Source organism: Streptomyces sp. NPDC054841, from assembly GCF_053611045.1.
Map to the genome: position 1 here is coordinate 1 of NZ_JBSGZO010000221.1, position 13,915 is coordinate 13,915.

General features: G+C 68.4%; 11 protein-coding genes and 2 pseudogenes. 6 read left to right on the forward strand and 7 right to left on the reverse strand.

Annotated features, from left to right (window positions below; genetic code table 11):
• Positions 1–360: FAD-dependent oxidoreductase (locus ACWGI8_RS25990; protein WP_453664429.1), on the forward strand; the 360-nt coding region annotated here is incomplete at its 5' end.
• Positions 361–441: 81 nt separating this feature from the next.
• Here the strand turns inward: ACWGI8_RS25990 and ACWGI8_RS25995 are convergent.
• Both ACWGI8_RS25995 and ACWGI8_RS26000 read right to left on the reverse strand, forming a co-directional pair.
• On the reverse strand, positions 442–2,847 hold the full coding sequence (locus tag ACWGI8_RS25995; RefSeq protein ID WP_453664430.1) for a lamin tail domain-containing protein: 2,406 nt from the start codon (positions 2,845–2,847) through the stop codon (positions 442–444).
• A 272-nt stretch (positions 2,848–3,119) separates the two neighbouring features.
• Positions 3,120–4,625, reverse strand: a complete 1,506-nt coding sequence (locus ACWGI8_RS26000) for a protein kinase domain-containing protein (RefSeq protein WP_453664431.1) — start codon at positions 4,623–4,625, stop codon at positions 3,120–3,122.
• A 466-nt stretch (positions 4,626–5,091) separates the two neighbouring features.
• Here ACWGI8_RS26000 and ACWGI8_RS26005 point away from each other — a divergent pair, with 466 nt between their 5' ends.
• Entirely contained in the window at positions 5,092–5,478 is a 387-nt protein-coding gene (locus ACWGI8_RS26005) for a hypothetical protein (protein ID WP_453664433.1), read from the forward strand.
• Between the two features lie 103 nt (positions 5,479–5,581).
• Here ACWGI8_RS26005 and ACWGI8_RS26010 read toward each other — a convergent pair whose 3' ends face one another.
• On the reverse strand, positions 5,582–6,544 hold the full coding sequence (locus ACWGI8_RS26010; protein WP_453664434.1) for a transposase: 963 nt from the start codon (positions 6,542–6,544) through the stop codon (positions 5,582–5,584).
• A gap of 778 nt (positions 6,545–7,322) precedes the next feature.
• Between ACWGI8_RS26010 and ACWGI8_RS26015 the strand changes: the two genes are divergently transcribed.
• From ACWGI8_RS26015 to ACWGI8_RS26030, 4 genes are all read left to right on the forward strand, one after another.
• A complete protein-coding gene (locus ACWGI8_RS26015) occupies positions 7,323–7,577 on the forward strand; it encodes a hypothetical protein (RefSeq protein WP_453664436.1) in 255 nt (84 codons plus the stop codon).
• A complete protein-coding gene (locus ACWGI8_RS26020; protein WP_453664438.1) occupies positions 7,549–8,064 on the forward strand; it encodes a DUF6879 family protein in 516 nt (171 codons plus the stop codon). Before ACWGI8_RS26015 ends, ACWGI8_RS26020 begins: the two co-directional genes overlap by 29 nt.
• Positions 8,065–8,078: 14 nt before the next feature.
• A complete protein-coding gene (locus ACWGI8_RS26025) occupies positions 8,079–8,927 on the forward strand; it encodes a helix-turn-helix domain-containing protein (RefSeq protein ID WP_453664444.1) in 849 nt (282 codons plus the stop codon).
• A 203-nt stretch (positions 8,928–9,130) separates the two neighbouring features.
• Entirely contained in the window at positions 9,131–9,472 is a 342-nt protein-coding gene (locus tag ACWGI8_RS26030; RefSeq protein WP_453664439.1) for a DUF3027 domain-containing protein, read from the forward strand.
• Between the two features lie 7 nt (positions 9,473–9,479).
• Here the strand turns inward: ACWGI8_RS26030 and ACWGI8_RS26035 are convergent, their stop codons facing one another.
• The 4 genes and pseudogenes from ACWGI8_RS26035 to ACWGI8_RS26050 form a co-directional block, all read right to left on the reverse strand.
• Complete coding sequence (locus ACWGI8_RS26035; RefSeq protein WP_453664441.1) at positions 9,480–10,613, reverse strand: IS630 family transposase; 1,134 nt, start codon at positions 10,611–10,613, stop codon at positions 9,480–9,482.
• Between the two features lie 198 nt (positions 10,614–10,811).
• A pseudogene (locus ACWGI8_RS26040) lies at positions 10,812–12,073 on the reverse strand (IS701 family transposase).
• Between the two features lie 158 nt (positions 12,074–12,231).
• Positions 12,232–13,309 (reverse strand): annotated as a pseudogene (locus tag ACWGI8_RS26045) (ISNCY family transposase); the annotation flags it as partial.
• A gap of 422 nt (positions 13,310–13,731) precedes the next feature.
• A partial coding sequence (locus tag ACWGI8_RS26050; protein ID WP_453664442.1) for a hypothetical protein occupies positions 13,732–13,915 on the reverse strand: 184 nt, incomplete at its 5' end.

A 13,915-nucleotide genomic window follows, 5' to 3' on the forward strand; every position in this document is an offset into this window, starting at 1 on the left:
CGGCCGATGGACGCGGCGGCGCCGGGGACGCTGGTCGACGAGGCACAGCGCCAGCTGCGCGAGGTGCACGGCCCCGACGCCCGCATCCCCGACCCGACGGCGGCCTACTTCCAGGACTGGGCGCAGGACCCGTACGGAGCGGCCTACCACTTCTGGCAGGTGGGGGCGAAGAGCTGGGAGATCATGCCGCGGATGCGCCACCCGCTCCCCGACGACAACCTGTACGTCTGCACAGACGCGTGGTCGACCGGGCAGGGCTGGGTCTACGGCGCGCTCTGCCAGGCCGAGCTGGTGCTCGAGGACCACTTCGGCCTGCCCCGTCCGACATGGCTCCCGCCGGACACCTACCTCGGCCAGTAGGCCGCCGAGGCGGCATGCCGGCCGGCCGGAGCGCCCGAGGGGGAGGGCCGTGGTCGTGCTCCGGCCCTCCCCGCGTCGGTTTCAGGGAAGAGTGATCCGGGCGACCTGCGGGTCGTGGTCGCTCTGCTGGGTGGCGAATTCGGCGTTCACATGCACGATGTCGTAGCTGTGCGAGGCGCCGGCCAGCGAGGAGGACAGCAGGATGTGGTCGAGTGCCTGCGCGTTCCCCTCGTAGACGTAGGTGTAGCGCTCGGCCTCCGGCAGAGTGACGGGCAGGTCCGTCAGACCGGCGCCGACCAGCGTCTGCACGGGCGGGGAGTACGGGAAGTCGTTCAGGTCGCCCGCCGCCACGACCCGTGCCTGGGGGTCGATGGCGAGGACCGATTCGACGAAGTTCCGTACCACCGTGGCCTGCTGGTTCCGCTGCGTCTCGCTGGACAGCGCCGGCGGCTGGTAGCGGCCGAACAGCGGGTCGTCGCCGCCCTTGGAGTTCCAGTGATTGGCGATGACGAACAGCGGCTTGGAGTCGACGTAGAACTTGCCGACCAGCGGCTTACGGCTGGAGCCGAAGGCGGAGTCGGCCGGGTCGATACGGCCCGGGTTGTGGCTGAGGTCCACCCGGTCCGCCGGGTTGCCGCTGTCGGAGACGCTCACGGCGGTGGTGGAGCCGCCCGGCGTTCCGGAGGCGAAGGCGAGCCCGATGTCGGTGCGGAACAGGAAGCCCACCCGGATGTTGCCGCCCGGCTCTCCGCCGTCCTGGTCGTCCACCGGGTTGATCTGCCGGTAGGTGTACGCGGGCCCGCCGGCCGCGCTGATCGCGCTGATCAGCCGGCTCCAGGTCTGGTCGGCGGCCACCACCGAGCTGTTCGTCGCACCGTCGTTGTCCTGGATCTCCTCGACGGCGAGGATCCCCGGCGCGGCCAGATTGGTCACGACCTGCTGGGCGAGCCCGTCGAACTTGCTCTGCGCGTCGCCCGGGTCCAGGTTCTCGACGTTGAAGGTGGCCACCGAGATCTGGCCCGCGCCCGGCCCGCCGGCCGTTTCGGGGGCGAGCCCGCTGTTCACCCGGCTGATGGCGCTGGTGAGCAGAAGCTTGAAGTTGCCGAAGGAGTAGTCGAGCACGCCGACCGCCGGGCCGGAGAAGTGATCACCCACGTTCACACCACTGGGCACGGACCCGGCCAGGGCGGCGTCATCGAGGTGCACCCGCTCGGGATTGGCATCGGTCTGGCGCAGGACGATGCCGCCGCGTGCGGTGCGCACCGCGGCGTTCGCGCCGTCGTCGGCGAGCACCGGAATCTCGTTGAAGGAGTTGCTCGCATCCACGGCCACGGGATTGTTGAGCTGGACCCGCATTCCCTCGAGCGACTCGTAGAAGTCGATGCCGTCGGTGGTGGCGTCGAAGGTGCCGGAGGTCTCGACACTGCCGGTGGCGTCGTTGTCGATCACCGTGGCGGGCGGCACCCGGCCACCGGTACCGATCACTCCGGCCGGCGGGACCGGCTTGATGCCCAGGACGCTGACCGAGGGGGACGTGATCTCGGTGGTGGTCAGGTTGGTGGTGCTCGCTCCGCCGGGCCGGAACTCGGTGACGCCACCGCCGACCGAGATCTCCTGGCCGACACCGACCGAGGGGGCACTGGAGGTGAAGACGAACACGCCCTCGGACGTTGCGGCATCGCTGTCCGGGCAGGGGTCCTGGAACCAGAAGCCGTTGCTCTTCACCGCGGTGACCACGCCCCGTACGTCGGAGACCGACTGGCCGCTGCGCGGGGACAGGTGGCCACTGCCCTGGATGTCACGTATCCGAGTGGTGTAGCCGGCGCAGTCGCCGCTCCCACCGCCCTGCGAGTTCTGCGGAGTCGGGGCGACCTCGGCGAAGTCGTTCCCGTTGTTGTCGGTGTCGGTGGCCGGGTTCGACCGGGTCGCCGAGGAGGTGTTGGACAGCGTCGGCGCGGGGGATGTCTCGTAGTCGTTCGCCGCTCCGTAGCCGAGGAAGTCCTTCACCCCCGGGGCGGTGTCGCAGTTGCCGCCGCATGTCAGGGCGGTGGTCGAGGTGACCAGTGCGACCTTGCCGGAGGTTGCCGACATGTTGGTGGTGCCGCTCGCGTCCGGGGCGGGCAGCAACGCGCCCTGGCTGCCGCCGGAGCCGACCCGCACCAGGTACCTGGAACCCGGCTGGATCGTGCCGGACAGCGCGGTGACGGCGTACGTGGTGCCGGATGCGGAGGCGTACTGCGTGGACCAGCCGGAGAGGCTGACCGCGCTGCCGCCCCGGTTGTACAGCTCGACGTAGTCGTTGCGGTAGGGGGCGCCGCTGTTTCCGCCACCCCCGTACACCTCGCTGATCACCACATCCGGCGAGGCGGGGAACGCCGGGGGCGCGAGTGCCCCGGCGACCGCGCCCACCACGGCGGTGGGAAGCAGGGAGAGCACCACGGCGCGAGCGGTGCTCCGTCGGCGCGACCGGCGGCGATGATGATCCATGATCGGGCTCCTGACCAACGATGCGTGGTGGGGGGCGAGTTGAACCCGTCATGGTTACCCTGCGAAATGCGTCGATCACTATCGAGAGAGGGCGACGGCCGGACGACTCGTGGATGAACTTCCCGTGCGGCCGACCGGGCGGTGTGCCCCGCCGCCGCATCCGGAAGTCGTGAGCACGGCACCCGGATGCCCGGCCGGGCCTGGGCCGGACGTTCACGGACCAACACGGTCCAGACCGCCGCGGTCGCCGTCCCCCGGTCCCCGGCACCCGTCTATGCGCTCGGGTGGATCCCCTTGACGGCGTTGTCGAAGACCGGCCGGTATTCCTTCCATTGCTCGCTCGGCGCCGACAGGTAGATCACGTACTGGGTCCCGTCGGCGTTGGCGAAGGCCAACTCGACCGCGCGGAAGTCCCGTACCCGGCCCTTGAAGGTGAACTCCCAGTATCCGGCCGGCCGTCCCCGGAACGTCGTGCTGCTCATCCTGACCAGCTCATAGCCCGGATTGTCCCTGCGCGTCTGGTCCTCCTCGACCTCACTCCAGTGCCGAACGGGATCGGATCCCGCGAACTGAACGGCGTTGACCCTCAGTCCCACCAGCCCGGAGGGGTCGAGATAGGCGACTTCACCGTCGGGCCGTTCCTTGCGGGTCCAGCCGTCCGGCACCGGCACCGAGAGGCCCATCTTCTCCGTCTCCCGGTGGTAGCCGGAGGGGATCGCCGGAGCCGCAGAAGGGCTGGTGCTCGGAGGCTGGGCCGACACGGAGCCCGTCGCCGCCGTGTCCTTGCCGGCGCCGGCCGGCTCGTGCGGCCACAACAGGACGGCGCCGCCCGCCACGACGGCAGCGACGGCCAGCCCTGCGACGGACCGCAACACGGTGCGGCGGCGCGTGCTGCGTTGAGCGGGGGCCGGGGACAGTTCACCATGGGCCGGCCGCGTGGGGCGGTCGAGGCGGGCGGTCTGTGCCCCGGCCGCATCCGCCAGAAGGCGCTCGGCCTGGCGCACGCCCATGCGCTGTCCCGGCTCCTTCACGAGCAGGCCCTCGATCACCGGGGCCAGCTCCCCGGCGTTGGTGAGCGGCTCGTACGGGTACGCGGCAATGGCGTACGCCGTCTCGATCGGGGTGTCCCGGCGGAACGGCGGCCGCCCTTCGACCGCCTGGTACAGCATCGCCCCGAGCGACCACAGGTCCGAGGCGAAACCGGCCTCGGCGCTGCCCTTGAGACGTTCGGGTGCGAGGTAGTCGAGCGACCCGACCAACTCGCCCGTCCTGGTCAGCGAGGGCGTTCCGGACTCGAGCGCGATCCCGAAATCGGTGAGCACGACCCGCCCGTCGTTCCCGAGCAGCACATTGGCGGGCTTCACATCCCGGTGCAGCACCCCGGCCCCATGCGCGGCGCTCAAGGCGCCGGCCACCACGCAGCCGATGCGCGCCGCCTCGTCGGGCGGCAGCACACCCTCCTTCAGCACGTCGCTCAACGTGACCGAAGGGATGTACTCCATGACGATGCAGGGCAGGCCCTCGTCGTCGACGACGTCATGCACCACGATCACATGGGGGTGCGCGACCCGTGCTGCGCTCCGCGCCTCCCGCCGGGTCCGCTCGTAGAGCCGCCGAAGCTCGTCGTCCTCCAGATGCGGGGGAACGTGCAGCTTCTTCACGGCGACATGCCGCCCGAGGAGCTCGTCCTCCGCACGCCACACGGTGCCCATGCCACCGCGCCCGATGCGCTCCACCAGCCGGTAGCGGTCGGCCACAAGCCGCCCAAGATCGGACACCGTGAGACCCCAGCCTTTCCCGCTCGTGCACCTGCACGCCCCGAACGCACAGAGGAGAACCATAACCGGTGCCCCGAGCAGCGCCTCCGGCCCAGCCGGGAGACCGGGGACCGGTCCAGCAGTCCCTCAAGGACGATGCCGCCGCGTGCGGCAGGACGTGCTCCAGGGCTCGGGAGGCTGCTTGTTGAGCGGCGTGAGCGAGCAAGCCTGACAGATCCGGGCCAACCTGGATGATCCCGACCCAAGTGTCCGACTCCGGCGGGCAGTGAGCTCACGTATCCCTTGCGCGGAAGACCTGCCTCGGCAGTCGGGGCTGTCCGAGGGCGCGATTGTCGCGGACACCTCGGCCGAGAAGCCACAGCACACAATTTCCCCCGCGGGGCTCCGAACAGGTCCAGAAGTTCACGTGGTGAAAGCCGGGCCGGACCCCTGCAACGCCAGCCGTTACGATCTTCCGGGAGGGACTGTGATCCGCATTCTGCTGGCCGAGGACATGCACATGATCCGTGGGGCGCTGGCCGCCCGCCGCCGGCGGCTGACCAACGGGCAAGACGCGTGGAGCGCCCGGTGCGGTGAGAGCCGCACGCCGGGTGCGGAGCGCGGCACGGGGAAACGGGCCGGTGGCAACACCGGAACCGCGCCCTGTGCCGACTCAACCGGCCCGTTCTACCGGTCGGCGTTATATGCCCTCCTAGCGCGCATCAACGCCTACTTGGTGCGATGGATCCGCCGAAAGTACAAGTGGCTTGCGGGGCTGAGGAAGGCCGTCGAGTGCATGCAGGGGATCGCCAAGCGGTATCCCCGGTTGCTCGCACAGTGGCAGTGGACAACCGAAGCCTCCGTCGCCTGGTGATCAGGATGACAAGAGCGAAGTGACGAAGGACTGTCACGCTCCGTTCTGTGGGAGCCCGGGGGTGAGATTCCCCCGGGACACCCGACTCTTGCAGTCGTCGAGGTCAGCTGCTGACGGGCCGCCAAGACTTCAGTCGAGGGATCCCGTGCTGGTCCAGGAAGTGCTGGAAGGCGGTCGGCAGCCGGGGCGGGGGCGCTTCGCCGGTCGGCGGCAGGCCGCTGAGGCGTTCGATGTTGACGGTGATGGTCGTGAAGACGCGCTGCAGGTGGGCCTTGGGCTGTCCCCGGTAGCGGCTGCGGCGCATGCCATGTCCGTGAGCGAACTCGTTGACGGTGCCCTCCACTCCGGAGCGGACCGCATACCGGGCCTGCCAGTCGGGCGTCTGCTGCTCGGCGCGGACGCGGACTTGCAGGTCGCGGAGTTCTCGCGGGGGAAAGCCTACGTTCCGGGCGCTTTTGCGGGAGGTGGTGCACTGGGTGCGGACCGGACACGGCTGGCACTGGCCTTTGGTGAACCGCGCCACGATCAGTGGTGCCGCAGTGGGCGAGGAGGTTGGGTAGGGGCCGTGCCAGACCTTGCTGACCTGGCCTTGGGGGCAGGTCACCTGTCGGTGGTCGAAGTCGATGTGGGAGTCGTCCCTGCCGAAGCCTTCGTTGCTGCGGTGCTGGCGGGTGGGGTTGCCCGGAAGCGGTTCGGTGACCGTGACCTGGTGTTCTCGGGCGGCTTGTTCCAGGTGGACGAGGGAGGTGTAGCCGCCGTTGACGAGGTGTTCGGCGGGCAGCAGGCCGCGGCGTCCCAGGCGGGTGTGGATGCCGGGCAGGGCCTGGGCGTCGTTCGTGGTGGCCGGAGTGGTGGCTACGTCCGTGATCACGTTGGCGCCGTCGGATGAGCAGGTCTCGGTGAGATGGGCGACGAACTCTTTCCAGTGGGTGGTCTGTCCCCGGCGCGCGTAGCGGGCCGTCGGGTCGTAGGGGGAGACGATTGCGCAGGACGAGGGCGGCAGCCCGCCGTCGTGGTCAGTGCGCCAGCGCAGGCGGCCCGCCGCGTCGCGGTAGTAGTTCTGCACGACGATCTGCCGCAGGGCCTGGACCCGGGGACCGAACGCGCGGCCTGCCCCGTGCCCGCGGCGATGCTCCAGCAGCCGTAAGGCGTCGTCGCCAGTGGTGTTGATCCAACAACGCTGAAGGTCAATACACCTAGCGGGCCATGAGCCCCCAAACCGTCCTCCCGGGGGCCATTTACACCCGCCCCTACCGCCTCGCGCCGCCGCGATCACGGGAGATGGCGGGAGATCAACGCCCCTTGCACTGCCAGCACTCGCACGGCGGCCATTCCGAGGTCACCATGGGGGCGAGGTTCTCGGTGCTGCGTACGGTCCGCGTGGGCCCCCACGTCTCCCCGTCGTCCCGAGACACCCGGAGCGTCATCAGCGGCCGGTCGGTCAAGGGTGGGACCTCTCTGCCGTCGCTCATGACGGGTGCGCCGCTGCCTGGTGCTGGCGGAGCGCCACATTGCGGTCAGATACCTCGCTGTAGTCGCCCCTGGAGCGCGCGTTCTCCCTGGCAACCACGATGGACAGGCAAGCAGAGCAGCCGGGCTTGGCCGAGGGCTCAGCCGGAAGCTCACTCAAGTTGTATGCCTGCGGTTTCTGCGTCACCATGCGCGGCCTCCCCAGCCGATCTGCTCTCGATGCCAAGACCGTAGGAAGTGGCGAGTGTCAGGCTCCACAAACTTGCATGAGCTTGCACACCAATTGGCATGGCTCATAGCGATATTGACGACGTCTCCGCAGTTCAACGAAGCTGGTGCAAGCCCCAGCAAGCACCTAGACCAGGGAGCCAGCCATGGCCGTAGAGTTCGTCGGAATCGACCCCAACACCGATCGGGACCACTGCCCCACGGTGTGGGCGGACGCGGAAGCTCAGGAGATCTTGTTGCAGGGATGGAAGCCGAGCCCCGAGACTCAGGCGGAGTGCGAAGGGAGCAGCCCCGCGAACGGTCCGGTGCCCGACAACGAAGCCATCGTCAGGTTTCCGGCCCGGATGATTCCGATGATCAGGGAGGCGTGCGATGCCGTCGAGCGTGCCCAGCTTCGCTGAGCTGCTTGGCCAGTGCGAGCGGTCCGCGGTCCACCTGGAGCTGCGTGACTCCTACGCCCCCACGGACCGGCTTGAGGCATGGAAGCGGGGTGAGCGGATCAATTGGGAGGACCGCGAATCCTGGTGGCACTCCTACGACCAGTTGATCACGGATACCGTGGCCCGGGGTGTTGCCATCCGCCGGGCCCGGGTGATCTCCGAGCCCGTTTCGGACTACATCCGCTGGGAGCACTACGTCACCCGCGCCAACGTCACGGCGGGGGAGGAAGTGCGCTGGCTGCCACGGCGACGGGCCACGACTCTCGCGTTGCCGGGCAATGACTTCTGGCTGTTCGATGGTGCCCTGCTCCGGGTGCACCACTTCTCGGGTGATGGCGTGGTGGTGGAGGACGAGATCACGGCGGATCCGGACGCAGTGAAGCTATGCTCCGCCGCCTTCGAAGCGGTCTGGGAGCGAGCGATCCCGCACCACCTGTACAAGATCTGATGAAGGCCAGCTCCATGCCCCCACACCCCTCTTCACGCGTTCAGAAGGCTCGCGAAGACCTTGCCGGGCGTCTGCGCGAGATTCGAAAGGATGCGGGGATCAGCGGGCGGGAGCTGGCCGTCAGGTGCGGCTGGTCAGAGTCGAAGTCATCCCGGATCGGGAACGCCAAGACCCCTCCCTCCGACACGGACATCAGAGCGTGGTGCCGAGCCTGCGCCGCCGACGACCAGGCCCCCGACTTGATCGCGGCAAACAGACAGTCCGCCGATGCTCATGTGCAGTGGAGACGACTCCAGCGGAGCGGTCTCCGTCGCCTGCAAGAGTCCACAGGAGACCTGTACCAGCAAACCAAGACGTTTCGGGTCTATGTCTCCGACGTGATCCCCGGATTCCTCCAGACGCCCGGATACGCCGCTGCCCTGCTGTCGTCCATCGCAGACTTCCGGGGAACGCCGGACGACGTGAGTGATGCTGTGGCGGCCCGCATGAGGCGTAACACGGTACTGAACAACGGCGCGCGGCGGTTCTCGTTCGTACTGGAGGAGTCGGTGTTGCGGTACCGGCTGTGCAGCGCCGAAACCATGGCGGCACAGCTTGGCCACTTGCTCGGGGTTATGGATCTTCAGAACGTTGCCGTGGGTATCGTCCCGTTCTCGGCGCAACGGACCGTGTGGCCCATGCCCACCTTCACGATCTTCGACGACACCAGGGTGCACGCGGACACCCTGGATGCTGCTTCCACCCTCACGCAGCCTAGCCAGGTTGAGTTGTATGCCCGAGCCTTTGAGCGGCTGTCACAGGGGGCTGTGCGTGGAGCTGCGGCACGTTCGCTCATAGCGGGTGCGTTGGCGTCCCTGGGCTGAGTGAACTGGTTCTCGGACAGGTGGGAGGCTCTGTGTCCAGAGCTGGAACGGTTGGTCACGTGACCAACGCATGACCAACAGCGCCCGGAACGGGTGAGACAGCAGGTGAGCATGACCAGCCCTTACAGCCTCCAAGGGGTCTCACAGGGTATGTTTACGCAGGTCAGCTAGTGCCGTATCAGGCAACGTTCGCCCTGTTCCTGATGAGAGGATCACCTGGCAATCGCCGGGGCTGTCAGTCTCGGGGCGGGGAGGGGCCAAGGGTGGCGACTGGCGAGCCGTGGACGGGTGATGACCGAGAACACAACGATCAGTGCCATGCCCGCTGGTGTGCGTCGTTGAATCGTTCGACCGCTCAGCCCGACTATCCGGACGAGTGGTACGACGCTCAGTGCGGAGGGTGCCGCTTCTGGATCGCGCTGAGCGGGCAGCTCGGCCAGGACTACGGGGCCTGCACCAACCCCGCCTCGCCATTCGACGGACGGGTGCGGTTCGAGCACGACGGCTGCCAGTGCTTCGCGGGCCGCGAGGGCTCGTTCGGATAGACGCTGGTCAGGCTACGTTGGCGCGGGCGACGACCCGGCGGAGGCGTTCGTCAGCGGCATGTTTGTTCCGCCAGATGATGTAGCGGCGGATCATGCTGCCCTGGGCCTTGTGGCTGGCGTGGTCGGTGCCGTCGAGGGCGAAGTAGCGCAGGGCGGTGAACTGGGCCTCGATCCGGTTGAGCCAGGAGCTGTTGGTCGGGGTGTAGGCGATCTCCACGTTGTTCGCCGCCGCCCACGTCGCGACCCGCTGGCACCGCTTCGTCGTCAGGTGCGGGGAGTAGTTGTCGCAGACGATCGCGATGCGTACGTCCGCCGGGTGCAGCGAGCGCAGGTAGCGGCAGAACTCCAGGAACTTGGACCTGTTCTTGGTCTTCTTGATGTGCCCGTAGAGCTGGTTCTTGGCGAGGTCGTAGGCGGCGAACAGGTGGCGGACCCCGTGTGGGCGGGTGTAGGTCGCCCGGCGGCGGGGCCGGGGCTCGCGGTCGGGGTTCTTATTCCGTCCGCCGCGCTCGGCCCATTGCCGTCCGGGGTGGGGCTGGAGGTTGAGCGGTCCGAACTCGTCGAGGCAGAAGACGACTTCGGGCTCGTCTTCGTCGGGTATGACCTCGCCGTCAGCGATCGCGTAGAGGTGCTCGACGCGGGCCTTCTTGGCCGCGTAGTCGGGGTCGCGGGAGGTCTTCCAGGTCTTCACGCGTTGAAAGGAGACGCCCTCCTCGCGGAGCAGGATGCGCAGGCCCTCGTGGCTGATGTCGTCGACCACCCCCTCGGCGACCAGGAAGTCGGCCAGCTTGGCCAGGCTCCAGGTCGAGAACGGCAGGCCGTGCTCGGCCGGCTTGGACTTGGCGATCTTCTTGATCTCCCGGCGTTCCGGGAGAGTGAAGACCTTCGGGCGACCGCCTTTGTATTTCGGGTAGAGCGAGTCGAAGCCATCGGCGTTGAAGTTGTGGAGCACGTCGCGGACCCGGTCCGGGCTGGTGAACGTCACCTCGGCGATCTTTGCCACGGGCATGCCCTGCGCGGAAAGCAGCACCATCTGGGCCCGCCGCCAGGTCACCACCGATCCGGTGCCTCTGCGGATGATCCGCAGCAGCCGCCTGCCCTCGTCGTCATCGATCTCCCGGACCCGCACGCGTTCAGCCACGTGATCATTCTGGCCGTCTCGTGCCGCCCGGCGCAGCAACCGGGCGACACGTCACGACAGGGCGAACGTTGCCTGATACGGCACTAGTAGGGCTTGGTCAGGTTGGGGCTGGTATGGGTATGTCGCGGTGACAGGTGGGGCAGGCGCCGTTCCAGGTGGCCAGGAGGGTCTGTAGTTCGCGGACGATCCGGTAGAGGCTCAGGCCGGCGCCGTTCCTTTTGGGGCTCTGGCCAGCCGCTGGAGGGTGCAGAAGGCGTGGGCGACGGAGACGAGGGTGACGTGGTGGTGCCAGCCGCTCCAGGTGCGGCCCTCGAAGTGGGCAAGTCCCAGGCCTGTTTCATCTCGCGGTAGTCGTGCTCGATGCGCCAGCGGAGCTTGGCCAGGCGGACCAGGGTGGTCAGCGGGGTGTCGGCGGGCAGGTCAGAGAGCCAGAACTGGACAGGTTCGGCCTGGTCTGCGGGCCACTCGGCCAGGAGCTGGCACTCGGGCAGTTCCGGGCCGTCGGCCGCCTGGCGGACCTCGCGTCCGGCGGGGCGGATCCGCAAGGTCACGAACCGCGAGTACATCCGCTTCAGACCGCTCCTGCCGGTGGTGGGCCGGGAGCCCTCACGCCATTGCACCGGCTTCGCCGCATTCCTGCCTGCCGCGATCACCAGCTGTTTCACCGACTGCGGCTTGTCCGGGTACTTCGCCATGGGTGGCCGTCCGGTCCCGGAGTAGGGCTCGGTCACGGGGACGGCCTCGCCGGGCTGGGCCGAGAGGGTGGTGGAGATTCCGACCACGTAGTTGAGGCCGCGGGCCCGCAGGCCGTGCCGGAAGGCCGCGGCGTCTCCGTATCCGGCGTCCGCGACGGCCAGTGGCACCTCGATGCCCCACGAGCGGGTCTCGTCGAGCATGTCCAGGGCCAGTTGCTTCTCCACGTGCCGAACATCGTCCGGGATGCCACAGGCGCCGCGTCGGGCAGCCTTGTCCGGGTCCGCTTTCGGCGAGGAGGGATCCCAGGTCTCGGGCAGGAACAGCCGCCAGTCGACCGCCGCCGAGGCGTGGTCGGACGCCAGGTGCAGCGAGACGCCCACCTGGCAGTTGGTGACCTTGCCCGCGGTGCCCGTGTACTGCCTCGACACGCACGCCGATGCGGTCCCGTCCTTGAGGAACCCGGTGTCGTCGAAGACCAACGCACTCGGCCGGATGACCGTCTCCATCTTCCAGGCCAGCCGGGCCCGGACATGCGCCGGATCCCACGGGCTGGTGGTGATGAAGTGGGCCAGGGCCTGCCGGTTCCCGTCCTCACCGAGCCGGGCCGCCATCGGCTCGACCGACTTGCGCTGCCCGTCGGTCAGCAGGCCCCGCAGGTAGACCTGCCCCCACCGACGCTGATCGTTCCGCGCGAACGGCTCGAAAACCTCCGCCGCGAAATCCTCCAGATCACACCGCACCGCGGCCAGGTCCTCAGGTGTCACATCCGATCAACGGCACAGCCACTCAACTGGACACGCCACCAGAGAGTGAATCTGACCAAGCACTACTAGCTACTTGCCCCTGAAAAAGGGTTCGGGCTGGTGACGGGGCCGGTGCTGAGGTGCGCCGGTATGTGGCCGCTTGGCCGATGGTCTGTTCTTCACTGGCTGAGGACGGTCATCCGCTGGAGGTTGTAGGCGAAGATCCCGAGTCCGGCCCAGGTCTGGGCGCCGGTCAGGTGGCGGAGGCGGGTGCGGCGGAAGCCGAAGCTGCGCTTGAGGTGGCTGATGCGGGCCTCGATGCCGACTCGCCAGTTACGCATCCGCCGGAACGGGCGAGTGTGTTCGTACTCGCGCCGTGCCTTCCCGGGTTTCCCGGCCCGTTGCAGGCCGATCCGCTGGACACCGAGTTCGGCCAGGGCGAGATCGTTGGCCGCGGTGCCGAAGCCGCGGTCGGCGACGACTGTGCCGGGCGGGCGGCCGGTCAGTGTGGTGACGCGCTCTACCGAGGGCACCAGCTGCGGTGCATCGGGCGGGTTCCCGCGCTGGACCTGGTGGTCGACGACGAAGCCGCGTTCGTCCTCGGCCACCAGCGCCGTGTAGCCGAACTGGGTCGGGTGCTGGGGTTTGCCCTTGCGGATCGGCCGGGCATCGGGGTCGGCTAACGACACCATCCGGTTGGGGATCGTGCGGGTGCCGGCCAGCCGCAAAAGTGGTCTGCTCCAGCAGCCGGCGGGTGCCCGCCATGGTCTCGGTGAGCTCGCCCACCAGATGGGCGAGCTGTCCTGAAGGCCGTTTGCCCAGCGCACGCAGGGCGTTGCGCTCCACTGCGGCCACCTCCCGCAGTGTTGCTCGGGCCACGGTGGCGATCTCGCCGGTGAGACGGTCGATCTCGCCCAGCGCCTGACCGGTGCGTCGTCGCAGGGTGCGTGAGATCTCCTTCAGGCGGCGCCCTGCCGATCGGCCGCGGTCTCGAAAGCGGGTGCGCTTGGCTGCGCCTACGGCCTTGATCCGCCGCACCAGCCGACCGATCTTGCGCACGCCATGCTCCAGCAGGTCGGCGTCCGTGGGGTGGTCAATGTCGGCTTCGATCACGGTGGTGTCGATGCGCAGCTTGCGGCATCGCACCAGCTTGTCCTCGACCAGCTTGCCCAGCAGCGCGGCGTTGAGTTGCTCGACGGTCTGCGGACCGCTGCGGCGCATCAGCTTGATCAACGTGGTGGGGTGCGGCACCGGGGTCTCCCCAAAGGTCAGCCCAGTGACAGACCCGACTTCTTCAGGGGCAAGTAGCTAAGGGGCTGGTGCCTGAGTGGAGAGTTCAAGTCCCCCTCGGACACAAGCACTGACGATACGCAGACGAGGGCCTCGACCTTACGGTCGCGGTCCTCGTTTCGTGCTCGTAGCCGATGGTGATGCCGAGGGCTTCGTAGAGCGGGCCTTTCTTCTCGGTGTCGGTTGCGCGGATGCGCTGTGCGATGTCACCGAGACTCTCGGTGAGCATCAAGAAGTATCTCTGGCCAAAGGCGGCGCCGGCGGTTCCTGAGGAACCCGATTGCTGTCCTGAGCGTTCTGGCACCCTTCGCGACTGCGCTGGTCACCGCACTCGTGCCCAACGGCGCTTAGCCTTGAGAGCCGTATGGCGACCCCGCGCTCCCAGGTGGCTAACTGCGACGCTCAAACTCCGGGAACTTCGCCTGCCCGTCGTCGTACACGTCGACGTCGACCAGGTCCAGGCCCTGGCCGTCCATCACCTGCACCAGGTGCCGGGCAGCCTGGCGGGGCGGGTAGCGGGGGCCGGGACGCTGCGGGCGGGGTCGGCCGATCCAGCGGCGCGGGCGGGGAATG